The 26,218-nt window shown below is 55.8% G+C and carries 22 protein-coding genes; 10 read left to right on the forward strand and 12 right to left on the reverse strand.

Features of this window, described 5'->3' with window-relative positions:
• Positions 1–13: 13 nt before the first annotated feature.
• The 4 genes from alaS to pncC all read right to left on the reverse strand — a co-directional run bounded on the left by alaS (position 14) and on the right by pncC (position 5,221).
• Positions 14–2,638 (reverse strand): alanine--tRNA ligase, encoded by a 2,625-nt coding sequence (gene alaS, locus ACB031_RS14780; RefSeq protein ID WP_206865878.1) that lies wholly within the window; start codon positions 2,636–2,638, stop codon positions 14–16.
• 396 nt (positions 2,639–3,034) lie between these two features.
• Positions 3,035–3,544, reverse strand: a complete 510-nt coding sequence (locus tag ACB031_RS14785) for a regulatory protein RecX (RefSeq protein ID WP_139724933.1) — start codon at positions 3,542–3,544, stop codon at positions 3,035–3,037.
• Between the two features lie 41 nt (positions 3,545–3,585).
• The gene (gene recA / locus ACB031_RS14790; RefSeq protein WP_010636082.1) at positions 3,586–4,650 is read right to left on the reverse strand and encodes a recombinase RecA; all 1,065 of its coding nucleotides are present in this window, start codon (positions 4,648–4,650) and stop codon (positions 3,586–3,588) included.
• 79 nt (positions 4,651–4,729) lie between these two features.
• A complete protein-coding gene (gene pncC, locus ACB031_RS14795; protein ID WP_042006153.1) occupies positions 4,730–5,221 on the reverse strand; it encodes a nicotinamide-nucleotide amidase in 492 nt (163 codons plus the stop codon).
• A gap of 1,052 nt (positions 5,222–6,273) precedes the next feature.
• On the opposite strand from pncC, the gene ACB031_RS14800 reads away from it, so the two are divergent.
• A complete protein-coding gene (locus ACB031_RS14800; protein ID WP_371139828.1) occupies positions 6,274–7,965 on the forward strand; it encodes an exonuclease domain-containing protein in 1,692 nt (563 codons plus the stop codon).
• A gap of 211 nt (positions 7,966–8,176) precedes the next feature.
• Here the strand turns inward: ACB031_RS14800 and ACB031_RS14805 are convergent, their stop codons facing one another.
• Complete coding sequence (locus tag ACB031_RS14805) at positions 8,177–8,791, reverse strand: hypothetical protein (protein WP_323582688.1); 615 nt, start codon at positions 8,789–8,791, stop codon at positions 8,177–8,179.
• A gap of 424 nt (positions 8,792–9,215) precedes the next feature.
• On the opposite strand from ACB031_RS14805, the gene ACB031_RS14810 reads away from it, so the two are divergent.
• Both ACB031_RS14810 and ACB031_RS14815 read left to right on the forward strand, forming a co-directional pair.
• A complete protein-coding gene (locus tag ACB031_RS14810; protein ID WP_232097938.1) occupies positions 9,216–9,386 on the forward strand; it encodes an AlpA family transcriptional regulator in 171 nt (56 codons plus the stop codon).
• A 14-nt stretch (positions 9,387–9,400) separates the two neighbouring features.
• Complete coding sequence (locus ACB031_RS14815) at positions 9,401–10,174, forward strand: hypothetical protein (protein ID WP_323582689.1); 774 nt, start codon at positions 9,401–9,403, stop codon at positions 10,172–10,174.
• 114 nt (positions 10,175–10,288) lie between these two features.
• Here the strand turns inward: ACB031_RS14815 and ACB031_RS14820 are convergent, their stop codons facing one another.
• Positions 10,289–11,587, reverse strand: a complete 1,299-nt coding sequence (locus ACB031_RS14820) for a tyrosine-type recombinase/integrase (RefSeq protein ID WP_371139829.1) — start codon at positions 11,585–11,587, stop codon at positions 10,289–10,291.
• Between the two features lie 190 nt (positions 11,588–11,777).
• Between ACB031_RS14820 and mutS the strand changes: the two genes are divergently transcribed.
• Positions 11,778–14,354, forward strand: a complete 2,577-nt coding sequence (mutS, locus tag ACB031_RS14825) for a DNA mismatch repair protein MutS (protein ID WP_371139830.1) — start codon at positions 11,778–11,780, stop codon at positions 14,352–14,354.
• A gap of 72 nt (positions 14,355–14,426) precedes the next feature.
• On the opposite strand, the gene ACB031_RS14830 is transcribed toward mutS, so the two are convergent.
• The gene (locus tag ACB031_RS14830; RefSeq protein WP_017778335.1) at positions 14,427–16,025 is read right to left on the reverse strand and encodes a BCCT family transporter; all 1,599 of its coding nucleotides are present in this window, start codon (positions 16,023–16,025) and stop codon (positions 14,427–14,429) included.
• Positions 16,026–16,034: 9 nt separating this feature from the next.
• Positions 16,035–16,562 (reverse strand): hypothetical protein, encoded by a 528-nt coding sequence (locus ACB031_RS14835; protein WP_005305191.1) that lies wholly within the window; start codon positions 16,560–16,562, stop codon positions 16,035–16,037.
• 164 nt (positions 16,563–16,726) lie between these two features.
• Here ACB031_RS14835 and ACB031_RS14840 point away from each other — a divergent pair, with 164 nt between their 5' ends.
• Positions 16,727–17,206: a MarR family winged helix-turn-helix transcriptional regulator gene (locus ACB031_RS14840; RefSeq protein ID WP_005305194.1), complete on the forward strand. Its 480-nt coding sequence runs from the start codon at positions 16,727–16,729 to the stop codon at positions 17,204–17,206.
• Positions 17,207–17,254: 48 nt separating this feature from the next.
• Here the strand turns inward: ACB031_RS14840 and ACB031_RS14845 are convergent, their stop codons facing one another.
• Positions 17,255–17,836 (reverse strand): YjaG family protein, encoded by a 582-nt coding sequence (locus tag ACB031_RS14845; protein WP_005305197.1) that lies wholly within the window; start codon positions 17,834–17,836, stop codon positions 17,255–17,257.
• A 162-nt stretch (positions 17,837–17,998) separates the two neighbouring features.
• Here ACB031_RS14845 and ACB031_RS14850 point away from each other — a divergent pair, with 162 nt between their 5' ends.
• Positions 17,999–18,943, forward strand: a complete 945-nt coding sequence (locus tag ACB031_RS14850) for a D-2-hydroxyacid dehydrogenase (RefSeq protein WP_017778336.1) — start codon at positions 17,999–18,001, stop codon at positions 18,941–18,943.
• A gap of 66 nt (positions 18,944–19,009) precedes the next feature.
• Here the strand turns inward: ACB031_RS14850 and mepM are convergent, their stop codons facing one another.
• The gene (gene mepM / locus ACB031_RS14855) at positions 19,010–20,347 is read right to left on the reverse strand and encodes a murein DD-endopeptidase MepM (RefSeq protein WP_005305203.1); all 1,338 of its coding nucleotides are present in this window, start codon (positions 20,345–20,347) and stop codon (positions 19,010–19,012) included.
• Between the two features lie 259 nt (positions 20,348–20,606).
• Here mepM and ACB031_RS14860 point away from each other — a divergent pair, with 259 nt between their 5' ends.
• Positions 20,607–21,899, forward strand: coding sequence for a LapD/MoxY N-terminal periplasmic domain-containing protein (locus ACB031_RS14860; RefSeq protein ID WP_206865879.1), 1,293 nt, complete (start codon positions 20,607–20,609; stop codon positions 21,897–21,899).
• Complete coding sequence (locus tag ACB031_RS14865) at positions 21,899–22,840, forward strand: TAXI family TRAP transporter solute-binding subunit (RefSeq protein WP_268037541.1); 942 nt, start codon at positions 21,899–21,901, stop codon at positions 22,838–22,840. Before ACB031_RS14860 ends, ACB031_RS14865 begins: the two co-directional genes overlap by 1 nt.
• Here the strand turns inward: ACB031_RS14865 and ACB031_RS14870 are convergent.
• Both ACB031_RS14870 and znuA read right to left on the reverse strand, forming a co-directional pair.
• Complete coding sequence (locus ACB031_RS14870) at positions 22,835–23,509, reverse strand: transglutaminase-like cysteine peptidase (RefSeq protein WP_017788145.1); 675 nt, start codon at positions 23,507–23,509, stop codon at positions 22,835–22,837. The genes ACB031_RS14865 and ACB031_RS14870 overlap by 6 nt on opposite strands.
• Before the next feature lie 85 nt (positions 23,510–23,594).
• The gene (znuA, locus tag ACB031_RS14875; protein WP_019838978.1) at positions 23,595–24,509 is read right to left on the reverse strand and encodes a zinc ABC transporter substrate-binding protein ZnuA; all 915 of its coding nucleotides are present in this window, start codon (positions 24,507–24,509) and stop codon (positions 23,595–23,597) included.
• Positions 24,510–24,603: 94 nt separating this feature from the next.
• Here znuA and znuC point away from each other — a divergent pair, with 94 nt between their 5' ends.
• Both znuC and znuB read left to right on the forward strand, forming a co-directional pair.
• Positions 24,604–25,368: a zinc ABC transporter ATP-binding protein ZnuC gene (gene znuC / locus ACB031_RS14880; protein WP_019838979.1), complete on the forward strand. Its 765-nt coding sequence runs from the start codon at positions 24,604–24,606 to the stop codon at positions 25,366–25,368.
• Between the two features lie 21 nt (positions 25,369–25,389).
• Positions 25,390–26,169, forward strand: a complete 780-nt coding sequence (gene znuB, locus ACB031_RS14885; protein WP_010636072.1) for a zinc ABC transporter permease subunit ZnuB — start codon at positions 25,390–25,392, stop codon at positions 26,167–26,169.
• Positions 26,170–26,218 lie beyond the last annotated feature (49 nt).

A 26,218-nucleotide genomic window follows, 5' to 3' on the forward strand; every position in this document is an offset into this window, starting at 1 on the left:
TCACCTCGCCCGCTTACAGGCGCTCTTCCAGCCAGGAGTGTACGGATTGCAGGGCCGCCGGCACTGCCTCAGGCTGGGTACCACCCGCCTGGGCCATGTCGGGACGACCACCGCCCTTGCCACCCACCTGCTGGGCCACCAGATTGACCAGCTCACCGGCCTTGACCTTGCCGGTCAGGTCGTTGGTGACGCCCGCGATCAGGTTGACCTTGCCCTCGCCGCTGGTTGCCAGCAGCACCACACCGGACTTCATCTGGTTCTTCAGTTCGTCCAGCATGCCGCGCAGGGATTTCGGATCGGCCCCTTCCAGCGCTGCAACCAGAACCTTCTGACCCTTGATCTCGATGACCTGACCCAGCAGGTCGTTACCGGCCTGAGCGGCCAGCTTGGCCTTGAGCTGCTCCAGCTCGCGTTCCATCATCTTGGCCTTGTCCAGCACCTGGCGAACCTTGTCAGCGATGCTGAACTGATCGCCCTTCACCAGCGCGGCAGCCTCTTCGATCTGTTCACCGACCTGATGCATGAAGTCGATGGCGGCCTTGCCGGTCACCGCTTCGATGCGGCGCACGCCGGCGGCGATGCCACTCTCGGCGATGATCTTGAAGAAGCCGATGTCACCGGTGCGCTTGGCGTGGGTACCGCCGCACAGCTCAGTGGAGTAGTCGCCCATGCGCACAACGCGCACGTCGTCTTCGTATTTTTCACCAAACAGCGCCATGGCGCCGGCCGACTTGGCCTCTTCCAGGCCCATCAGCTGGGTGATGATTTCGTGGTTGGCGCGGATCTGGTTGTTGACCAGCTCCTCGACCCGGCGAATGGTCGCCATGGTCATCCCCTCGAAGTGGGAGAAGTCAAAGCGCATGCGCTCGGCACCCACCAGAGAGCCTTTCTGGGTCACGTGCTCGCCCAGCGCCTGACGCAGGGCCGCGTGCAGCAGGTGAGTCACCGAGTGGTTCAGGGCGATGGCCTGACGCCGGTCGCCATCGACCACAGCCTCGACCTCGGCCCCTTTCTCCAGGGTGCCCAGCTCCATGTAGCCCTTGTGGATGATCGCCTTGCCCGCTTTAACGGTATCGGTCACGGCAAAGATGCCGTCATCCACTTTCAGGGTGCCGCTGTCGCCGATCTGGCCGCCGGATTCGGCGTAGAAGGGGGTCTGCTCCAGCACGATGACAGCTTCGTCACCGGCGATAAGACCGCTCACCTCGTCCACGCCCTTGTAGATGCCGACCACACGGGTGCGCTCGGTCAGGGTCTTGTAACCGGTGAAGGGGGTCTCGAAGTCGAGCTTGAGCATCTCGTTGTAGTTCACGCCGAAGCTGGATGCTTCCTTGGCACGAGCACGCTGCTTCTCCATCTCGGCCTTGAAGCCCTCTTCGTCGATGCCGATCTCGCGCTCGCGCACCACGTCGGCAGTCAGGTCGGCCGGGAAGCCATAGGTGTCATACAGCTTGAACACCACTTCGCCCGGAATGACCTTGGCATCGCCCAGGTTGGCCAGAGCGTCTTCCAGCAGCAGCAGACCGCGGTCCAGGGTGCGGACGAACTGCTCCTCTTCGATGCGCAGCACGCGCTCGACCAGCGGCAGCTGGGCGATCAGCTCGGCAGCGACATCCTTCATCTGCACGGCCAGCTCGGCGGCCAGTTTGTAGAAGAAGACATCGGTGGCGCCCAGCTTGCGACCGTGACGCACGGCGCGGCGGATGATACGGCGCAGCACGTAGCCGCGACCTTCGTTGGAGGGCATGACGCCGTCAGCCACCAGGAAGGCGCAGGAGCGGATGTGGTCCGCGATGACGCGCAGGGACTGGTTGCTCAGATCGGTGGTGCCGACAATCTCGGCCGCTTTCTTGATCAGCGCCTGGAAGATGTCGATTTCGTAGTTGGAGTGAACCCCCTGCATGATGGCGGAGATTCGCTCCAGACCCATGCCGGTATCCACGGACGGGCGCGGCAGCGGCTCCATGGCGCCGTCAGCCTGACGGTTGAACTGCATGAACACCACGTTCCAGATCTCGATGAAACGGTCGCCATCCTCTTCCGGTGAGCCGGGACGGCCACCCCAGATGTGATCGCCGTGGTCATAGAAGATCTCGGTGCAGGGACCGCACGGGCCGGTATCGCCCATGGCCCAGAAGTTGTCGGAAGCGTACGGGGCGCCCTTGTTGTCACCGATGCGCACGATGCGATCGGCCGGCACACCGACCTCTTTTTCCCAGATGTCGAAGGCTTCATCGTCAGTCGCGTAGACGGTCACCAGCAGGCGTTCTTTCGGCAGTTGCAGCACCTCGGTCAGGAAGCCCCATGCAAACTTGATGGCATCCTGCTTGAAGTAATCGCCGAAGCTGAAGTTGCCCAGCATCTCGAAGAAGGTGTGATGACGAGCGGTATAGCCGACGTTTTCCAGATCGTTGTGCTTACCACCGGCACGCACGCAACGCTGGGAGGTCGTCGCGCGGTTGTAGGCACGCTTGTCTGCGCCAAGGAACACGTCCTTGAACTGGTTCATACCCGCGTTGGTAAACAACAGGGTCGGGTCGTTATGCGGTACCAGCGAGCTGGAGGAGACAACCTGGTGCCCCTGGGAACGGAAATACTCGAGAAACGCAGCGCGTATCTCAGACGTGGACATATACATGGAAAATCCTGCTTGATTCGAATACGGACTTTTAACCGCATTAATGTAAGTTTTCTGCGGGGTAAAGTAAAACGGACAGGGCCGCCACGGGCGAAAAAGCGCACATAAACGGGCCGGAAAAGCGCCCCGCTGCCAACCGCGGCTTTTTTCACCGTCAACAGGAGAAAAAGCGGCATGAAAAGAGGATCAAGACGGGGAGAACCCGGCTTTCGTCAATCTGAGCTGACAAGCCTATGAACAGGCAGGGAAAATCTTGCACAGGTGTCATAATGGCCTGGTCGGCCGGTGGAAACCGGCGACCAGGCGCCGGCAAACCGGAAATGAAGAGAGCGGGTGTGCGGCGATGGGGCCTCGTCTCTCGAATCATCTCAAGATCCCAGCACAAACATCGCCGTTCTACTTCTCCCGCTCCTGCAGGGCAGAGATGGCGTAACGGGCCTGATCCTGGCTAAAGCCACGCCCCAGCAGATACTTGAGCCACTTCATCCGCAGCTTGAAGTCGGCCAGGTCGGCTAGGTTGGCCCGTCGTTCCAGCAGCGCAAAGGCGAGTTCGAACCAGTCCAGCTCGGGTTGCTCGAAGGCGGCATCGATCTGGCCATCGTCCAGCCCCTTGCGGCGCAGCTCGAAACGGATCTTGAGCGGGCCATGCCCCTTGGCGGCGCCCGCCCGCACCGCCATGGCACCATAGCGCTCGTCATTGACCCAGTTGTAACCGCGGCAGTAGTCGAGCACCGCCTCAATCACCTCTTCCTGATAGCCCTGCTGACGCAGGCGTCTGGCCAGCTCCGACTCGGCACTCTCGCGACGGGCCAGACTGCGCATGGCGTAGGCACGGGCGGCCGCCAGCTGCTCTGCAAAGCTCGGTTCGGCGGGCTCAACCGGTTCGGTAACAGATTCATCGACCATAAATGACAAGGCCGGGTATCAACCCGACCTTCCTTTCGCTCTTATTCGAACTCTTGTTCGTTTTCGGCTTCAAACTCGTCGTACTCGGCAGCGGAGGGCTTCTCCTCCACCGGCGCGGCGCCGGAGAGCAGCAGCTCGCGCAGTTTGGCTTCCACTTCGCCAGCCAGCGCCTTGTTTTCGGAGAAGAGCTTCATCACGTTGGCCTTGCCCTGACCGATCTTCTCGCCGTTGTAGCTGTACCAGGCACCGGCCTTGTCGATCAGCTTGTGCTTGACGCCCAGATCCACCAGCTCGCCCTCTTTGGAGATGCCAGCACCGTAGAAGATCTGGAATTCGGCCTGCTTGAAGGGAGGGGCCACCTTGTTCTTCACTACCTTGACGCGGGTCTCGTTACCGACCACTTCGTCACCTTCCTTGATGGCGCCGGTACGACGGATATCCAGACGCACGGAGGCGTAGAACTTGAGCGCGTTACCACCGGTAGTGGTCTCCGGGCTGCCGAACATGACGCCGATCTTCATCCGGATCTGGTTGATGAAGATGCATAGGCAGTTGGCGTTCTTGATGTTGGCGGTCAGCTTGCGCAGCGCCTGAGACATCAGACGAGCCTGCAGGCCGACGTGGGAGTCACCCATTTCGCCTTCAATTTCCGCTTTCGGGGTCAGGGCCGCCACGGAGTCGACGATGATGACGTCAACTGCATTGGAGCGCACCAGCATGTCGCAGATCTCCAACGCCTGTTCACCGGTATCCGGCTGCGAGATGAGCAGGTCGTCGACGTTGACACCCAGCTTGGCGGCATAAATGGGGTCGAGTGCGTGCTCCGCATCGACGAAGGCACAAGTCTTGCCCTTCTTCTGGGCTTCGGCGATCACCTGCAGGGTCAGCGTGGTTTTACCGGAAGATTCCGGGCCGTAGATCTCGACGATACGACCGCACGGCAGACCACCGATCCCCAGCGCAACGTCCAGAGAGAGGGAGCCGGTGGAGATGGCTTCGATATCCATGGTCTTGCTGTCGCCCAGACGCATGATGGAACCTTTGCCGAACTGCTTTTCAATCTGACCCAGCGCAGCCGCCAGTGCCTTCTGTTTGTTCTGATCCATGCCAATCTCCGCTGGAAATCGTGAGTAAAAATGAAGTTGGGCTAAGTATACTGTCTATTCATACAGTATCAAGCCCAATTTATCTGAGCAGGGCCAACAGACCCGACAAGGCCTGTCTCACCGCTTGCTGACGCACCTGCCGGCGATCCCCGTCGAAACGGGCCAGCAGGGAGTGGTGGCGGCCGTTGCAGTCGGCCCAGGCAAACCAGACGGTGCCGACCGGTTTCTCCTCGGTGGCGCCACCGGGGCCGGCGATGCCACTGATGGCGACACTGATGGAAGCCGACGAGTGAGCCAGCGCGCCGCGGGCCATCTCCAGCACCACCGCCTCGCTCACCGCTCCGTGTTGCTCCAGGCTTTCGTCACTCACCCCCAGCATCTGCTGCTTGGCCTCATTGGTGTAGGTGACAAAGCCACGATCGAACCAGCCTGAGCTGCCCGCGATGTCGGTGATGGCCGTTGCCACCCCACCGCCGGTACAGGATTCGGCGGTGGCCGCCAGCCAGCCTCGCTGGCCAAGGGCTCGCCCCAGCTCGATGGCGAGGTTCTCTATCTCTGCGTCCAGTTTCATCGCGACTCCCTCTGATGCGTGCAAGAGCACATTATGCGATCCCGCCGCCGCCTGCCGCAACTGAACGCCGCTCACCAGGCTGATGCCTCTGCCTACACGGAGGGTCGTGATCCCCGACCTCCCCCGCCACGCCGCTTATGTGTAGAATGGCGCCATCAAGCTCAAGGCTCATCACCGCAGACACAGGCCCGCAGAGGCCCCTTCTGGAATAGCACATGACCGCACAACACCAAGCCACCGGCGCCACGCCAGGCGCCAACCTCAGCGCCCACACGCCCATGATGCATGAGTATTACAACGTTGAAATGCAATGATTTTTTATTGAAAATCAAAAAAAGATACGCTATTTAATACGCTTATAAGACTTGCTAGCCAACCTTCATCTATCTCAACCCTCCTACACCACGTCTTTCCCCTCACTTTACTTGAGCCCCTCCTCCCCTGATTACATAGTTGAATCCGCAAAGGGGCTGGCACGATCAAAGTGGCATATTGGCAACCTTCCAAAGAGCGAGTCACCGACTTAGCCATCGACTAGGGCAACCCCAGCAATTTGCTATAAGCGAAAGGAGAGGTATGCCAAACGACACAGAGAAAGTGAGGCTCAAACGCCAGAAGCATCTGGCAGTAAGCTCCGCGGCTAAGGAAATCGTGGCAGCCACGAAATAGCTGTTCCGCATAGTAGATCATTGCTCTCGTATAACTATTTTTTTATGAGAGCTAGCGTCTTCTTGACTGGATATTTCCAATGATGGATCCTGCGTTGAAACAATTCATGGTGAAGGTATATAACGATGTTCAGAAAAATAAAGGAGTGGTGGTGCGGTGAGCTTTATTTTATAAATGGCGTTTATCCGGGTTGCCGTTACAGAACTCATTGGACAGCCAAGGTAGCACATGTAGTTGTGAACTTTTTTATAAAGCACTGGAAATGGCACTTAAGTTTTTTGTTTACTTTAGTAGCCTTTATCACCAGCACATAAACCCTTACAGCTTCTTCATTCAGCCTCAGAAGTATTATTTAAAAAAGATGTTTATAGTGGGTCATTAGTATGAGCGATGGTAAACTTTTTGTTTTTTGTATAGCTATGATTGCAATCCCCATTATTCTATTGATGTTAATTAAGATTGCTAACACTATCAGATGTTCTTCACGTAGAGTCCAAGTGAATGGGCAACGTCAAAATACGCATCATGTTGAACTAAACAATAAGGATCATGAATCATGTAAAGAACGCCATTCAATCAAAGACGCAAAGCCTATTGATATCAATACCTTATCACCACATAGCACCGCTCGTGAAGCTCAAAGCCCCATAAAAAATCTAGAGACAACTCAACGACAAGCCCAGCTAAATCCTTTGCCTTCTGAAAAGGCCTTATTGGAGTTAAAACATATTAATTCAGTGTTAACTAAAAATGCTTTTATATCAACTTCCACAGCAACACCAAATGCTCTCTATGCTAATAAAAAACTGCATCTGTTAGATTCAACCAACATTGGAATAAGCGAAGATAAATTCGGTGAGAGCATTTCAATAAGTGAAGCGCTTGAGGATATAAAACTCAATAATTGTTTATGGTTGGACACTGAAACTACGGGCCTATCTAATACAGATCAGATAATTGAAATATCAATATGCACATATGATAAAAAGGTGGTATTTAACTCAATCTTAAACTCAAAAGTAAAATGCAGTGAGCAGGCTCGCGCCATACACCACATAACAGATGAACAGATTGCTGATGGCATGCCAATACAATCAGCAAAAGCTATCTTACTGACTTTGTTAGAAGGCAAAACGATCATATCGTTTAATGCCGACTTCGACTGTAGAATGCTATATCAAACATTTGGGTTTATAGATATAAAAAGATTCTGTGTCATGAAGTGGAGTAAATCGGTCCTTGATTACGAAAAATGGCCTCGACTTGAAAAAGTATGTACGCAATTAAACATTAAGCAAACAGAAACTCACCGCTCACTTGTTGACACAATGACAACAATTGAATTATTCAACAAGTTACTTGATTTAACAAGTAATCATAAATCTCTTCTACGAGACTTCGCCTCCATTGACCTCAACGCAATCGATAAATTGGAAGATGGAGAAACTCTATTTTTATCCCCTAATGGTAATGTATTCAATTTTGATTGTCTCATAGACAGATATGGAAATGACATAATAAAAATAAGGTCAAACGCCTTAAAAAGAATGCTCAAAAAAGAAGGGACAAGAATTTTTGTTAAAAACAATAAAAAAGGGAAGACATTAAAAACTCAATATATGGATCAAATTGATTTTCAGTTACCAATATCTACAAGTGAATTAAAAAACAGATTGCACGAGCTAAAACTCAAACACACAAAACCAAATAAATATTTGAGTTTAAGAGCAACTCTCACGCCATCTGATGTAATCAAAGCCACAAAAAATACTATTGATGGCACCTACTACTTTCCTTCAATCGCTATTAATCCACAGATATATGATGTTTTAGAAAACCTCCCGATCTTCTATAACAACAGCAGAAAAAGCGTTGCATTTACTATTATATGCCCCAAGAACACACTAAAGAAAATGTTTGCCTTGGGATTGCAAGGATACTCATCAATCATAACCGCTGTTGAACAAAATGATACAATAAGCATTACGGCTTACCACTTGTTAGATGCGCAACAAATATCTATTTTACGTAGTTGGGAAATCGATGGAGAAAAATCGTGGTCTGGTGATTACTAGATCTGTACATTCAATATATACTATAGCCTAGAAACAAGCATTACATTGACATGTAGACCCAAGGCACTATGATAAAAAATCAATATTTCATATGTTTTGGGGTGATAATTTTTCATTTTACTTCGCAACGACTCAAGACAGTGACACCCCCATAATGATGGGCTGGTGGTCAATATATCCATGTATATTGACCACCAACACATTCTCATATTTATCTTACTTTCTTCTTATGACGAAGAACCCGCCGTTTCTTTTCTGCAAGCGTCGAGATGATGCTAGATACCTCCTCACTTTCATAAAAGATCTTTATATTATCTTCGTTCCATTCGTCACCGTATCGCTCTCTGTATGTCAGTTTATTAAAAAATTTATATTTCCTTTTGTTTAAAAACTGACATATTGATTCACTTCTATCTCCAAGCTCTTTTTTTCTGTACTGTATTATGGAATACATACTATATAGGTATGTTTTATATCCGAATAACGAATCGAAACTTACATTTCCAGAATTGACGAAGAGAAAATATGACAAGGCAGCAGATAAATCTGCTGTTTTGAAACTGTCTCCATCACCTCTATCTATATATTCAAACCCTGCCTTTTCATAAATATTCTTCAAGTGTTCATGAAGAACGGAGTCAACATTCAGCTTTATTGTCTTCATCCCAGATTCGACAATCTTATTCACTGAATTCTGCTTTCTCAAGGTAGCAGCATAGCGGTCTATTGATTCAGGTGATTCGATACCAGAAAAATCATCACCAAATGTCTTATCTAACGCATCAAATACCTCATCTAAAGTTCCCTCCGATTTTATTCCTTTCATTCCCCATTCCCCATGTGAAAAGGCGCACAACTAGAAAGATGTCACCTTACCTCACGGGACTGATGAGATCCAAGAAGATGTAACAACAGTGATGTGAACATCACAAAAGGCATCCTCCTTGTAAGAGAGGCAGTAGTTTGTGAGCCTCACAAACCAGATTCGTAATCTGCCGTGACGTACATATCAAAGCACTCTGCCATCTTAATTTGTGAGCATCACAAAAAATTTCACATCAACAAAAGACGGCAAAAAACACATTAAGGCATTGAATTATATGAGAAGTATCTCCACCCCCCATATCTAATTACCACTCTGGCGATAGAGAAAACCCGCTCTTTGTGAGCATCACAATCACTAAAAGACTCCATCTGTAAAGGGGACATGAACTCTGCAAAGGAGAAAGTTCATGCTCTCAGACAAAATCATGCGGATCAAAGAAGTTAGCCAAGTATGCGGCATATCCATCCCGACTATTTACCGGAAGATCAAAGCAGGCACATTCCCCTCTGGCCGAAGACTCAGTAGTAAAACCACAGGATGGCTTTCTTCCGAGATCTCCGAATGGATGCAGTCACTACCTAAAACGGATGTTTAGAAAGAGGAATAGCCATGAGAAATGACAGATATATAAATGAGAATTGGGATGAGCTTAGCCATAAAATAAGTTGGAAAGAGCTTATGTTTAGAATAAATGCCTTGCGGAACTCCAAGAGTGATGAGGCAGAAAAACTCATGCATAAGCTTCTAGATTGCTCCCCTGAAGAGCGCTGTTGCAGCCTAGCGTGCCCTATATGCATATCAATTGATAGAGAAGAATATACCAGAAACATAGTAGAGCTATTTGCTGACTCTCCAAATATGTTGTTTGTAACTTATATCCCCTATCCCATTCTGTCCTCTGACAAAAGGATATACGATATAAACTTTAAATTTGTCAAGGATAAGTTTCGATGCTACCTAAAGAACTCTAACATAACCTCATGTGCTGTAGGTTGTTTAGAGGTAGATTATGATTACGAAATTGGAATGTGGATTCCTCACATTCATGTGATCAGCGAACAAATTTCAAAGTCAAAATTTAAACACATGCGTGGCAAAATTAATAAAAAACATATTCCAGCCAGAACGGAGGCTAAAGGAAGACCATTATTAAAAAAGAAAATATATAACTTACGTAAGCTATGTAACTACGTTTATAAATTTATGTGGCAGAACAAACCAAAGAAAAACAACCGAGATTTAATGATAGATAAAACGAGAATCCCACATGATTTATTTATAGAATACTTAGTATGCATAGATGGATTAACCATGCAAGAACTGGAGTTTCGCTATCGGTTAAGAAGGAATAAAAATGGCCTGTATAAAATTCCTCGAAATTAACTATAATTCTCTATTCTTATATGATTCTTCATACTATCTGCTTACTACTAAGCTATATCCATAGATACTAACTAACAACACTGGTGAGTTGGAAAGGGAGGTTCTCCTCCCTGTTTAACCTGTAGTTTCTATTAGTTCATCTAAGTGATTTGCCCATTTCTGGAGCCACTCGCGACATTCTGAGTTATATCTATGAAGATTATAAGTCCCAACGATTCCTTTAGGCGCATGCCCCAAAACAGCCTCAGCTATTTCAGATGGACACCCCATTTTTGCCAATCCCGTTCTAACTGTCCTTCTTAGGTCATGCGCCGTCCAATCTGCAATATCGATCATTCGGCCTTCAGACCTTAATCTCCAAGCTGTTTCACTTAGCGATTTTTGTAAAATGGGCTTTTTGGTTGATAATGAAGGAAAAACACAAAGATTATTGTTTAACTTTAACACCTTTAAGTATGCCACTGCTTGGCTGCACAACTGCACATCGCGTGACGTACCATTTTTAGAGTCTTTAATATGAAATACATTATTATTTAAGTCGATATCTTCCCAAAATGCCTGACATAGCTCTCCAGTCCTGCATCCCGTCCACAGGGTCATTCTAAGAATACTTTTTTGGGTGTCAGGAAAACCCGAACTTGGTAACCATTCTAAAAACCTCTTAAGTTCATTATCATCCAAGACTCTTGAGCGTTTCTTTGAGGTGATTTTCACATTTGCAAATTTTATAACTCTCTTGGCCAAGAATGCTGGGTTTACGAAATCATCATTTAACTTACCAACCCCAATAGCATAATCATAACTGGAACATAGTTCTCTTAGAACAGCACCAGCCTGAACACTAGCACCACGGTCAATTATCCCGTGAATTAACTTCACAATGTTTTTACTATTAACTGATTCAACAGGAAAATCGCCTAAGACTTCAACAACGTCACGGTACAACATTCTCCTTACTTCCAACTGCCCTTTCTTTTTCCTTGCACCGGCAATAACTTCACCTGATGCGGTATACCGATCCTCAATTCTCCCTGAAAGGTAGAGCTCAACCATATCACCAACAGTAAACGTGTCTGCGGGCTTTACCTGTGTCTCATTTCTTCTTAGAGACCGTTCTTTGGTCTTTTGTTCACGAACGAATGTTGCTGGACAGATCCCTTGGGCTCTTAATGACTTTAATTCAGCCAGCCTGACCCTAGCTTCTGACAATGTTAGGGAAGGGAAGGCGCCTATAGGTGCATTCTTTTGCTTCCTAGGATCATCCAAGCTATTGAATCTGTAGAAAAATGTCTTTTTACCGCTTTTACCACATCTAACCCTTAAGCCGCGAGACTCCCCTGTATCAGACTTCTCTGCATCCCCAGGCTTCATTGCCTCAATTGCTTTGGTAGTCAGCGGTTTGTTACCCTTCATAAATGCACCTCTATGAATTGATCTTTAGCCGTCACGTCACTCACAAACGTATCTTTTTCTGTAACACCTAGATTATACGCTAAAAAAGATACGCCAAAAACTACGCTTTTAAGTAAGAAGCTCTGACATGCGATGACATGAACTGACATGGCTAGACACACACAACAAACAAAAAGCCCTTTAAAAACATATGAATACAGAAGAAAACTCAATTAAAATCATAGGAAACCTATCATCTCACACCCCTATGATGCAGCAGTATCTGACCCTCAAGGCCGAGAACCCGGAGATCCTGCTGTTCTACCGGATGGGCGACTTCTACGAGCTGTTCTATGACGATGCCCGCAAGGCCTCCCAGCTGCTCGACATCTCCCTGACCAAGCGTGGCCAGTCGGCCGGCAGCCCCATTCCGATGGCAGGCGTGCCCTATCACGCCATCGAAGGGTATCTCGCCAAGCTGGTGCAACTCGGCGAATCGGCCGCCATCTGTGAACAGGTGGGGGATCCCGCCACCAGCAAGGGACCGGTGGAGCGCAAGGTCATTCGTATCATCACCCCGGGCACCGTCTCCGACGAGGCGCTGCTCAGCGAGCGGCAGGACAACCTGATCGCCGCCGTCTACCACGATGGCCGCAGCTTCGGCTATGGCACCATGGACATCGGCTCCGGCCGCTTCTTCATCAACCAGTTCGAGAGAGAAGAGACGCTGCTGGCCGAGCTGCAGCGCACCAACCCGGCCGAGCTGCTCTACCCCGAATCCTTCGCCTTCCTGCACCACGTCGAGGGTCGCCGCGGTCTGCGCCGCCGCCCGGAGTGGGAATTCGAGCTCGGCACCGCCCGCAAGCTCTTGTGCCAGCAGTTCGGCACCCAGGATCTGGTGGGCTTCGGGGTCGAGCAGAGCGAGACCGCCCTGTGCGCCGCCGGCTGTCTGATGCAGTACGTGAAAGACACCCAGCGCACCGCCCTGCCCCACATTCGCAGCGTGCGCCTCGAGCAGCCCGATCATGCGGTCATCATGGATGCCGCCACCCGCCGCAACCTGGAGCTGACCCAGAATCTGGCCGGCGGCCATGACAACACCCTCTCCGCCGTACTGGACTGCACAGCTACCCCCATGGGGAGCCGGCTGCTCAAACGCTGGATCCATCAGCCGATCCGCGACCGGGTGATCCTCAAAGGGCGCCAGAGCACCATCAAAGAGCTCATCGAGCAGAACCTTTACGACGAGCTGGGCGGTTTGCTGCGCCAGGTCGGCGACGTGGAGCGGGTGCTGGCGCGCCTGGCCCTGCGCTCGGCCCGTCCGCGTGACCTCACCCGGCTGCGCCAGGCCTTTTCCCAACTGCCGGAACTGCAGCGCCTGCTTGCGGGCAGCGAGCACGAGGCGGTGCAGCAGCTGCGCGAGCGGGCCAGCACCTTCCCCGAGCTGTTCGACCTGCTGGAGCGCGCCGTGATGGAGGTGCCGCCTGTGCTCATTCGCGATGGCGGTGTCATCCGCGAAGGGTTCAACACCGAGCTGGACGAGCTGCGGGATCTGGCCAACGGCGCCACCGCCAGCCTGGCCCGCATCGAGGAGCGCGAGCGGCTGCTGACCGGCATCAATACCCTCAAGGTGGGTTACAACAAGGTGCACGGCTTCTATATCGAGGTGAGCCGTGCCAACAGCCATCTGGTGCCGGCCCACTACATCCGTCGCCAGACGCTGAAAAACAACGAGCGCTACATCATCGATGAGCTGAAGAAGTACGAGGACAAGGTACTCACCGCTCAGGCTCAGGCGCTGGCGCTGGAGAAACGCCTCTACGAGGAGCTGCTCGATGCCCTGCTGCCGCACCTCGGCGATCTGCAGGAATCCGCTGCCGCGCTGGCGGAGCTGGACGTGCTGGCCAACCTGGCGGAGCGGGCCGAGACCCTCGACTACCGCTGCCCGACGCTCATCGACGAGGATCAGATCCTGATCGAGGCGGGCCGCCATCCGGTGGTGGAGCAGGTGATGACCGACCCCTTTATCGCCAACCCGATCCACCTCGACCGTGATCGCCGCATGCTGATCATCACCGGCCCCAACATGGGCGGTAAATCCACCTACATGCGCCAGACTGCGCTCATCGTGCTGTTGGCCCATATCGGCGCCTTCGTACCGGCCGACAGCGCCCGTATCGGCCCCATCGACCGTATCTTTACCCGCATCGGGGCGTCGGACGATCTCGCCTCCGGCCGCTCCACCTTTATGGTGGAGATGACCGAAACCGCCAACATCCTCAACAACGCCACCGCCCGCAGCCTGGTGCTGATGGACGAGATTGGCCGCGGCACCAGCACCTACGACGGCCTCTCGCTGGCGTGGGCCTGCGCCGAACAGCTGGCGAGCAAGATTGGCGCCTACACCCTGTTTGCCACCCACTACTTCGAGCTGACCCGGCTGCCGGAGCTGATGAGCGGGCTCGCCAACGTCCACCTCGATGCGGTAGAGCACGGTGACACCATCGCCTTCATGCACGCGGTGCAGGAGGGGGCGGCCAGTCGCTCCTACGGCCTGCAGGTAGCGGCGCTGGCGGGGGTGCCGAAATCGGTGATCCAGCAGGCCCGTCACAAGCTGCACGAGCTGGAGAGCGCCACCCCGGTGGCCGCCGGCGAAGTACGCCCTGCCCCGGTCGCCCTGCCGCCCCAGAGCCATCCGGTAGTTGATGAGCTGGAAGCGGTGCGCCCGGACGAGCTGACCCCGCGCCAGGCGCTGGATCTGCTCTATCGCCTCAAGCAGATGCTTTAAACCGTCACCAACACAGCAATAAAAAGGGGAACCGTGAGGTTCCCCTTTTCGTTTTCATGGTTCGGCCTGTCGTCAGGCAGGCCCTATCCTGTCCATCAGGCTCATGTGGCTGGAGCCCTCGTGGCGCTTGAGCTTCTGACGATACTCGAACTGGTGCTGACTCTCCTGCTTGAGGCCCAGCATCAGGGAGTAGCACATGGCCAGCATGATCACCGAGAAGGGCAACGCGGCTATGATGCTGGCGGCCTGCAGGGCGGCCAGTCCGCCGGATACCAGCAGAATGGCGGCCACCAGCCCCTGACCCAGCCCCCAGACGGCGCGGTGCAGCACGGGGGGATCCTGATCCCCGATGGAGAGCAGAGTCGTAATGACCAGGGTGCCCGAGTCGCTGGAGGTGATGAAGTAGGTGCAGATGAGCAGGGTCAGCACCCCCTTGGCGATCCAGCCGAAGGTCTCCCAGTGCAGCAGCTCCACCGTCTTGTAGAGCGCCAGGGTGACATCCTGATTGACCGCGGCCACCACACCACCACTGCCGAACAGCTCCAGATTCATGGCAGTACCGCCGAACACGGTGAGCCAGAACATGCCGAGCAGGGAGGGCACCAGCAAGACACCGAGCACGAACTCGCGGATGGTACGCCCCTTGGATATGCGTGCGATGAACATGCCGACAAAGGGCGCCCACGCAATCCACCAGCCCCAGTAAAACGCGGTCCAGCTCGACTGCCAGGCCGAGGTGCCGTTGGCCTCGGTGTTGGTCCAGAAGCTCAGCTTGACGATGTTCTGCAGGTAGTCACCTATGTTCTGCACATAGGCGTTGAGGATGTAGGTGGTCGGCCCCAGTACCAGGAAGAGGCCCAGCACGAACACGCTCAGCCAGATGTTGAGCTCGGAGAGGATCTTCACCCCGCGTCCGACGCCGGAGACGGCCGACAGGGTGGCGATCAGGCTGATGCCGCCGATGAGCCAGAGCTGGTTCGCCTGCGAGACTTCCATGCCGAACATCTGGTTGAGGCCGGTATTCATCTGGGAGACCCCCAGGCCAAGGGAGGTCGCCACCCCGAACACGGTACCAAACACCGCCAGCACGTCGGCGGCGTGACCCCAGAAACCGTAGATGCGATCGCCGAGCAGCGGATAGAGCACGGAGCGGATGGCCAGCGGCAGCTTGCGCCGGTAGCTGAAGAAGGCGAGCGACAGGCCGACGATCACGTAGATGGCCCAGGGGTGCAGGCCCCAGTGGAAGAAGGTGAGACGCATGGCGATCTGGGCCGCCTCCGGGGTCATCCCTTCGGTGACGAAGGGGTTGCCCTGCAGGTGGTACATGGGCTCGGCGATGCTCCAGAACACCAGTCCTATTCCCATGCCGGCGCTGAACAGCATGGCGAACCAGGCGAAGTAGCCGAATTCCGGTACCTGGTCGTCGTCACCCAGCCGGATGCTGCCGAAGCGGCTGAACATCAGATAGATGGCGAAGAACAGGAACAGGGCGACCACCAGGATGTAGTACCACTTGAACCCGGCAATGATCTTGTCCTTGGCCCCCACGAACCAGGTGGCGGCGGTTTCGGGGACGAACATCCCGAACAGCAGGAACAGGGTGATGACGGTGAGCGCCGTCATGGCCATGGTCGGGTTGAGGCCTTTGAACAGCCCTTTGTTTGCTCTCATCTGGCCTCCTTAGTCGTTGTTGAAAAAGTCTTCACCCACGTGATCACCGGCGCCGCCGATGGCGCGGTAGACCAGCTTGCCGGCCGTCTGCACCCGATGATCCACTAGGCTGACGGAGGGCTGACCGTTCACCGCGTGGCGCTTGCCGAGGAAGATGGCCATGGGCACGCCCAGGTTGGAGATGCCGCTGGTGATCCAGAGCCGGTTGAAGTCGTAGGAGCCGCCGATGAACTCCAGCTGGGCCAGACCGGTATCAAGCCCGGTCAGATAGAAGTTCATCGCGCTCTCGTCCGGAAAGAGGTGCACCAGCACATAGGCATAGCGCAATTCGTTCACCAATTCCTTTAGGTTGAAAGAACCTGTCTCACTGCAGGAGAGCGGCAACTCACCGTCGTAGTGATGCACCTTGAGGTTGTTGGGATCTTCGTCATAGGCGGGCTGGTAACGCACGAAAGCCGAGGTGTCAGGCAGTTCATAGCGGACTCTGACCACTCGAAGGTCGGCCACCAGCGCTTTGATGTCCAGTTCGTCACTCATCATCTTGCTCCTCGAAACAGCAGGGGAAAATAGGGGGAAAGCTCATTACCCTAACACAAAATAATTAGAGCAGAAAAGATTACAGTAAAAACCATATTGACCTTGTGACGAATTAGGCGGAGAATTTTGCGCCTCCCAATCACCCCTCGACGATTTCATACCCCATGGAAAAACATGATGAAGTGTTGGTCGCCCTGCGCCAGATCATTCGTGCCATCGACATGCACTCCAAGCGCTTGATCAAGGAGGCAGGCCTGACCTCGCCCCAGCTCTTGCTGCTCAAGGGGATCGACGAGCTGGGTCAGATCTCCATGCGTCAGCTGGCGGATCACACCAACATGAGCCAGGCCACCGCCACCACCATCATGGACCGCCTCGAGAGCCGCCAGCTGGTGCAACGCATCCGCAGCGAAACCGACAAGCGCAAGGTGCATGCGACACTGACTGACGCAGGCCGAGCCCTGCTGGCCCAGGCGCCGACCCCGCTGCAGGAGCGCTTCATTCAGCGTTTTCAAGCACTTGAGACTTGGGAGCAGACCCTGCTGCTCTCCTCTTTGCAGCGTATCTCCACCATGATGAATGCCGATGAGATAGACGCGGCCCCGGTGCTGAGCGTCCGGCCCCTCACCGAAGAGCGGGCATAAAAAAAGCTCCCGAACGGGAGCTTTTTTTATGGGCCGAGACGAGCGGGATCACTCTTCCAGGCTGATGCCGATATTGGAGACGCCGTCCTGGGCGGCGAAGGCACGCACGGCCAGGATGCGGTCGCTGTCACGCTCGTGGGCAACCCGCTTGAGCAGCTCGACCTGGAACTCCAGCTCGGCCTCCATGTATTCGTGCTCGTAGAGCTCTTCGTCGGTGAGGTCGCGCTCTTCCAACATCTCGATGAAACCGGCGACCGTACCGACCGACGCATGGCTGGCGTCGTTGGCCTCTTCCCCTACCCGGCAGATCACCGAGTTGTAGGCGCAGCCCAAGGCGACACAGGCATCCAGCGCCGGATAGGCACCGTAGGATTCGAACTTGCTGGGTTCCGGAATGTAGACTTCGAACGCTTCCAGAATCGCCCCCAGATTGACCCGGGATCCTTTCACCGTCAGGTAGTTCCACATCTGATCCAGGGCGTGACGAAATGCCTTCGCATCCCCGAAACCGGAGGCCTGGGAAAACAGCGCATAGTTGGGGTACATGCGCTCTGCCAGCGCCAGGGTGTAGACCGTCTGTTGCCAAGGCTGTAGCTCGGCCAGTCGCTTATAAAACTTGTCACCAAACACTGGAGTCGGATCCTTTGCAAAATGTGGGGCAGATTGTAGCCCACGAGGGGCCGCGCGAAAACGAAAAAGCGGCCTGGTCGGCTATGTTGGCCGGTCAACTCGGGTAAGATGAAGGCAGAGCGGCCTCTCTCCCGCGCCGCAAATCTGATAAGGAACAAGAGTATGAGTCAACGTACCCTTCTTTTGCTCAGCCAGGACAATGCTCACTACGAGCGCCTGCTCAAGGCGGCCCACCTCCCTCATCTGCGCATTCTGAGAGCCGACAACCAGAGCGACGCCGAGAAAGTGATCGGCGAGGCCCACATCCTGATGGCCGAACCGGCGCGGGCCAAGCCGCTGCTGGCCAAGGCCGGCAAACTCAGCTGGCTGCAATCCACCTACGCCGGGGTCGACGTGCTGCTGGATGCCAGCTGCCGCCGTGACTACCAGCTCACCAATGTGCGCGGCATCTTCGGCCCGCTGATGAGCGAGTACGTGTTCGGTCATCTGCTCAGCCTGATGCGCCAGATCCCCCTCTACCGGGAACAGCAGAAGCAGCGGCTGTGGCAGAGCCACCCCTATCACGGTCTCAAGGGACGCACCTTGCTGATCCTGGGCACCGGCAGCATAGGCCAGCACATCGCCCACACCGGCAAGCACTTCGGCATGAAGGTGCTCGGCGTCAGCCGCGGTGGTCGCGAACGGGCTGGTTTCGACCAGGTATATCAGCTGCCCGCCCTCAACAAGATGCTGGCGCAGGCCGACGTCATCGTCAGCGTGCTGCCCGCCACCCGCGAGACCCATCACCTCTTCACCGCCGCCCGTTTCGAGCACTGCAAGCCGGGAGCCATCTTGTTCAACGTGGGGCGCGGCAACGCCATCCACGAAGGGGATCTGCTCACGGCACTGCGCACCGGCAAGCTGGGGATGGCGGTGCTGGACGTATTCGCGCAGGAGCCGCTGCCCGCCGACAGCCCGCTCTGGGGCCAGCCCAACCTCATCGTCACGCCGCACAACAGCGCTTACAGCTTCCCCGAGGACGTGGCCCAGATCTTCGTGCGCAACTACATCCGCTTCATCGATGGCCAACCGCTGGACGGCAAGATCGACTTCGATAAGGGCTATTGATGGCCGCCAGCCAACAAAAAGGCCCCGCCAGCGTGGCGGGGCCTTTTTATGTCGGCGAGAGAGGCATCAACCGGCCTCCATCTCCTTGCGATAGCTCTTCACCTTGGCGAGGAACTGGCGTTTCTCCTTGCCGGAGAGCGGCTCCGCCATCGGCAGCTTGACCTTCATGGCATCCACCGGGCGGTTGTTGATCCGCACTTCGTAGTGCAGGTGAGCGCCGGTGGAGCGACCCGTGTTGCCGGAGAGGGCAATCTTGTCACCCATCTTCACCTTCTGGCCAGGTTTGACCAACAGCTTGCTCAGGTGCAGGTAACGGGTCATCAGGGTGCGACCGTGTTTGATCACCACATAGGTGCCGGCCAGCGGGTGGCTGGTCGCCTTTAGCACGACACCGTCACCGGTCGCCATCACGGGGGTGCCGACCGGCAGGGCAAAGTCGGTGCCCTCGTGAGGCCGCACCTGGCCGGTGATCGGGTGACGGCGATTCGGGTTGAAGCTGGAGCTGACCCGGTAGCGGCTGTGGGTCGGGTAACGGCGGAAACCGCGCTCCAGGCTGTTGCCCTGCCCATCGTAGTAGTTGCCATCTTCGGACAGCCAGGCGGAGACGTTCTGACCCTGACTGAACACTTCCACCCCGAGCAGCTGGGTGTTGCCTGTGCTCTTGCCTTCGACCGTCTCCTGGCGCACCAGCACCTTGAACTTGTCGCCCTTTTTCAGATCCTTGGCGAAGTTGAGCCGCCACTGGAACAGGTTGGCAATTTTCTGGATATGGTTGGCCGGGATCCCCGCATTGCGGGCACTCACGTAGAAGCTGCCATTGATGACGCCGTCATAGCTCTTCTTCTGCCATTCCACCTCTTCATTGAGCATGTTGGCGCTGTAGGTGTCGTCGGTACGCTCCAGCACCAGGGTCTGCTTGATGTTCAGACGGATCTTCATCTGCTGCAGTATGTTGTCCTGATCGATCAGCAGCTCGATGGTCTGGCCCGGCTTGAGCCGCGCAAGATTGTTCTTGGTGTCGGCATCCAGCACCTTGTAGAGGGTGGTGGTGGAGAGCCCCAGATTGTTGAAGATGGTGGTCAGATTCTCGCCATTGCGAACCCGGTAATCCTGCCACTGGGGGGTGGCGTCGGCCGGGATGTCATCTTCCGGCGTCGCGGCTTCTACCAGCTCGTGATCCGGGATGTCGTTGAAGTCCGTATTGTCTTCGTTGGTTGCGGTGCCATTGGTGGCGATCGGCAACTCCAGTCGCAGCGGCCGCTCCAGGATGTCACCCGGGGCTGGCAATATGGCTACCGCCGACAGCGTCATGGCCGTCAGCAGTAGCATGGCGTAAAAGTGTTTGCGGGGAACCGGGGGTTCCCAATTGGCGGCCTGCGCTACCAAGGGACGGAGACGTTTCATCCGCTATCCTGTCATTAGATCCAAGGGTGTTAGTGGTCAGTCTGCTTGTTATGAAACCGTATAAAACTGATTGTTTGACCTAAATACTCACAATTAGTTCATAGCAATCTGCATGAACCTCACATTTTATGCATAACATTCCTTCATGGGCAGAAATGATCGTCTTTTTTAACCATTTTTTCCTATTTTTAAGAGCCGGGTCAGCTCACCTCCGACCCCAGGTTTCAACATGTTGCGATAACTTTTCCATGGAGTGGATATGTCGTTAGCGAAACTGTTAAATCGAATCATCCTGATTTTGTTCCTGATTGGCGCCGTCCTGCTGTTCATGCTGGAAGTCACCACGGTGCGGCAATCCATCCTCGATCAGATGTCCGCCAACCTGGAAACCGCCATCACCGCCCTCGGACTGGTGCTGCAAGGCACCCTGCTCAACGATGACAAGGTACTGGCCGAGACCATAGTCAACGCCATGTTCGATGGCGGCTTCGTCAGCGCGGTCACCCTGCTGGATCCGGATGGCCAGGTGCTGTTTCAGAAGATCTTCCACACCGCGCAACAGAACGTGCCGACCTGGCTCCCCTCTGTTATCGACATGCCGCCGGTGAAAATTGAGCAGGAGCTGACCGATGGCTGGCGCATGCTGGGCACCCTCACCCTGGAAGGGCACACGGGCTATGCCTACCAGCATCTGTGGAATGCGATCAGCCGTACCGGCACGGCCCTGCTGGCAGGTCTGCTGGTGTTCACCCTGGTGATCTCCTGGGTCTGCAAACGGCTGCTGCGCCCGCTCGAGCAGATCAATCTGCAATTGGTGAAGATCCGCAAGCGCCAGTTCAGTGGCACCCTGGACGCTCCCTGGCTGCAGGATCTCAAAGAGCTGGCCGGCTCGGTCAACCAGCTGGTGTCCGAACGCAAGCGGGATCTGCTGCAGCAGCGGCTCAAGATAAGCCAGCTCGGCAAACAGATCCCCATGGTCAATGAGCCGCTGCAGACCCTGACCTGCGCAGGAGAGGGGCTGTTGCAACAACACTTCTTCTCGACCCAGGGCAGCATTCGTCTTTACAGCCGCCTCATTCCGGAAGTCATCCCGTCACTGAACAGTTCACCGGACGAGATCCGGCACCTGCTCGATCTCTGGCTGCACCATGCAGTCGAGGGATTGCAGCTGCCGCTCAGCCTGCTCGGCCACCCCGACTGGGCTCAATTCGCACCTCTGCTGGCCAAGGGCAGAGGCAAGACCCTCGATTGGCGCTGGGATCAGGAACATGTGCCACCCCTTGCCCAGGAGCGGCTGGCCGCCTTGCAGGAACAAGGGGTGGAGATGGCCTTCAGCGCCATCCCGATGACCAACGAGACCTTCAATCAGCTCGACCCCATCAATCCCGTTTTCATCAGCTGCCAGCCGACCCAGGCTCCGCTCTATTGGAACCTGGTGGCCCAGTGCCTGCACAGTGCGGGCTACACCCTGCTGGCGGAGGCCGGCGACATTCAGGATATCGACACCCTGCGCAACTGGGGCATCGATGGCTACGCCGGCAAGGAGGCATGATGAACAGGACCGGATTGTTGCTCGCCCTGCTGTGGCCACTGCCGCTGCTGGCCAACCCCACCACCATAGCCACCGGCGGTGAACAGGGGATCTATCACCAGATCGCCAAAGAGTTCTGCCGGCTCGCCAACAAGAGCGATGCCGGACTGCAGTGCAAGCCGCAGGCGACCTCGGGCTCCATCGAAAATCTGCGCCAACTGAAAAGCGGCGAGACAAGCTATGCGCTGGTGCAGTCGGACTGGCTCTATCAGGCCAGTAAGGGCCTGGGTCCGTATGCCAGTCAGCCGCAGCCAGAGCTCAGGGCCATCTTCGCCACTCACGCCGAGCCCTTTACCATAGTGGTGAGGGCCGACGGCGACATCACCAGCCTTGAGCAACTCACGCTGGCCCCCATCGACATGGGGCTCAAGAGTTCTGGTACCCGCCAGACGGCGCTCGCCCTGTTCAACGTGCTGGGCGCCAAGGAGCAGGATCTCGATCTCAAGAGCGTGGCCAATCTGGCCGAGTCCCTGTGCAGCAAACAGATCGACGCCTATGGCCTGGTGATGGGTCACCCCAACCGCATCGTGCTGGATACCGCCAAACGCTGCCCCGTGCGTTTCCTGCCGATCGAGGGGGCAACCCGGGATCAGCTGCTCAAGGGGGTCAAGTATTACCAACGCAGCCAGATCCCTGCGCGTATCTATCCGGGCAACCTCAAGGCGACGCCGACCTTTGCCATCGCCGCCACCCTGGTAACCACCGCCAGCACGCCACAGGCCGACGTTTACCGCCTGACCCGGGCCATGCTGGCCCAGCAAACCAAGTTCAATGAGCAAACCTACGGTTACGCCAACTTGTTTCACCAGGCGCGCAATAAAACCGGCCCGGTGCTGAGCATCGAACAGCATCCGGGTGCGGCAAAATATTTCGAGGAGCTGAAAGCGGCGGGCAAGCTATAGCTGACGGCGGGGGGAGCGCAACTGCTCGCTGGAGAAGCGGGTCTTCATCGAGGTCCACTGCGCCAGCCTGTCGGCACTGCCTGCCAGGGTCCCTTCCCGGCGCGACTTCATGATCCAGATGCTCTTGGCATCAAAACTGTAGACGGGGATAAGATCGGTCCGCTTGCTGCCGGGCAGGATCCGGTTGTTGATGTTGTCGAGCACCATCGGATCCGACTTGGGGGTCGCGAAGTAGAGCGTCACCATATGAAACTGGTTGTACTTGACTGCCTTGACGTAAGCCAGCCGCAGCTTCTTCTCGTCCACCCCAAGCTCCATCAATGTGTAGTACTTGGAGATGCTGTAATCCTCGCAGTCGCCACCACGGGCACCGATAAACTCCAGCGGGTTGGCCCAGTAATCCGTTTCTCCCCACAATCTGGGATCATCGCTGTAGGTCAGGTTGTTGAAGTAGTTGTTCACCAGCTCGATCTTCTGCTGATCCGTGGTGCCGGCCCTTGGCGTCAGCAGGCGCGAGAAGGCCTCCGCCCGCTGGAGGGCTCGACCGCCATAGACCTCCTGCAATTTTGCCTGCAGTGCAGGGCTGGCCATGTATTCGGAGAGGCGGGAAGCCTGCACGCTGGCACAGCAGAGCGCCAACGTGCAGGTGGGAACGAGCAGCCATTTCATACAAGACACTCCCTGTCAGATGCTGGAGGTCAGTATAGTTGCCCCTGGCTGCCCCAGTGGCAAGCACGCGGGTGCTGCGACGCGGTCAACGGCACTCGGCGAAGGCGTCGGCCAGCTGCTGCATGAAGCGGGGATAGCCATCCGGACCGAGTGGCACCTGTTCACCGACTTCGTCCAGCAACAGCACCTTGGCGCCGGTATTGCGGGCGACCGACTCAATAACCGCCGGCGAGAACTGCGGCTCGGCATAGATGCAGCTCGCTTTTTTCTCTTCCAGCGCCTTGCGGATCTCCACCAGGGTCTTGGCGCCGGGGCGTCGCTCCGGGCTCACGGTGAAGTGGCCCTTGGAGCTCATGCCATAGTGGCGCTCCCAGTAGCCATAGGCTTCATGAAACACGAAATAGCCCTTCTGGTTCACCGCCTTCATCTGCTCGGCGATCACCTTGTCCTTGGCCTCCACCTTGGTCTTGAAGGCGAGCAGATTGGCGCGATAACGCTCGGCGTTGGCAGGATCCTGAGCGCTCAGGGTTTCGCTCAGGGCATTGGCGATGACCAGCGCCTGGGTCGGACCCAGCCAGATGTGGGGGTCGACGCCCTCGTGGTGGTGCCCCTCATGACCGTCGTGGTCATGGCCTTCATGCGCTTCGTCGGCGTGCTCTTCATGACCGACCTGCTTGCTGTAGTCAAACAACGGCATCCCTTCGACCCGGGTCAGGGTCAACACATGGAGATGTTTGGCCAGCGGCTTGGCCATGAAACCTTCCAGCTCGGGGCCGACCCACACCACCAGATCGGCCTCGTTGATGCTGCGAATATCAGAGGGGCGCAGGGAGAAATCGTGGGGCGAAGCGCCGGTCGGCAGCAACACCTTGGGCTCGCTCACGCCGTCGGTGATGGCGGCGGCGATGAAACCCAGCGGCTTGATGGTGGTCAGCACCTCGAGGGCGCGGACAGGCAGACTCACCGCCAGCAGGGCAGTGATCAGGGCAAGAATTCGCATAGAGATCTCGTCAGGAAGTGTGTGTGTGATAATATAACAAACCAACGTTATTGTTATATTATAACTCTCACAGGCTGTAAACCCCGGAGCTGTCATGACCCAACTGGTGGAGCTGAAAGAGGTATGTCTTTCATTTGATGGACGACTCGTGCTCGACAAGGTCTCCTTTACCCTGAACAAAGGCAAAATCACTACCCTGGTCGGCCCCAACGGGGCAGGCAAGAGTACCCTGAGCAAGCTGGTACTGGGCCTGCTCACGCCGGATTCGGGCCAAATCACCCGCAGCCGCGACCTGCGGGTCGGCTATGTGCCCCAGCGCCTCTATCTGGATCCCACCCTGCCGCTGACGGTGCGTCGCTTCCTGCAGCTTGGCAAGAATGGCCGCCTCTCCATCGAGGAGGCACTAAACCGGGTCGGTGCGGAAGATCTGCTGGACAACCGGATGCAGAAGCTCTCCGGCGGCGAAATGCAGCGGGTCCTGCTGGCCCGCGCCCTGCTGGTCAAACCCGAGCTGCTGGTGCTGGACGAACCGGTGCAAGGGGTGGACATCAACGGCCAGATCGAGCTCTACGCCCTCATCAGCCAGCTGGCCGCCGAGTTCAACTGCGCCGTGCTGATGGTCTCCCACGATCTGCATCTGGTGATGGCCAGCACCCACGAGGTGATCTGTCTCAATCGCCACGTCTGCTGTCACGGCGAACCGGAGAGCGTGGCCCGCCACCCCGAGTTTGCCCGTCTGTTCGGCCGACCGGAGCAGGAGGTGCTGGCGGTCTACACCCACCATCACCACTGCGACGGCGAACACCATCATCATGAACCGCAGGCCCCCGTCATTCGCCTGCCCTCCCGCAATCAATAACGTACCCGACAGGATCATCAAGTGGACAGCTTTCTGTTATACGCCCTCGCGGCCGGCCTCGGCATCGCCCTGCTGGCCGGCCCCCTCGGCAGTTTCGTGGTGTGGCGCAAGATGGCCTATTTTGGCGACACCCTCTCCCACGCCTGCCTGTTCGGCATCGCGCTCGGCATCCTGCTGCAGGTGGATCTCACCCTGGCGGTGGTGGTCTGCTGCCTCGCCATGGCCATGCTGCTGGTGATCATGAGCCGCAACCAGCAGGTGGCCACCGATACCCTGCTCGGCATCCTGGCCCACAGCGCCCTGTCGCTCGGTCTGGTCACCTTGAGCTTCATGGACAACGTGCGGGTGGATCTGATGGCCTACCTGTTCGGTGACCTGCTCTCGGTGCAGCCGATGGACTTGATCTGGATCTACGGCGGCGGCGCCCTGGTGCTGCTCACCCTGTGGCGGCTGTGGGATCCCCTGCTCTCCATGACCATCTCGGAGGAGCTGGCCCGGGTGGAAGGGGTGAGGGTCGATGTGCTGCGCTGCGTGCTGATGCTGCTGATCGGATTGGTGATCGCGGTGGCGATGAAGTTCGTCGGGGCGCTGATCATCACCTCCTTGTTGATCATCCCTGCGGCAACCGCCCGCCGCTTCAGCCGGACACCGGAGCAGATGGCCGGCTTCGCCGCCCTCATCGGCTGCCTTGCCGTACTCGGCGGGCTGTTGCTCTCTTGGTATCAGGACACGCCGGCAGGCCCGTCTGTCGTGGTCTGCGCCACCAGCCTGTTCGTATTGAGCCAGTTCAAGAAAGCCTGAGCCTAAAGTGGCCTGATCCTTGTAATCAGGTCACTCCACATCCCAGCCC

It is taken from the genome of Aeromonas sp. S8(2024), from assembly GCF_041403085.1.
Taxonomy (GTDB): domain Bacteria; phylum Pseudomonadota; class Gammaproteobacteria; order Enterobacterales; family Aeromonadaceae; genus Aeromonas; species Aeromonas dhakensis.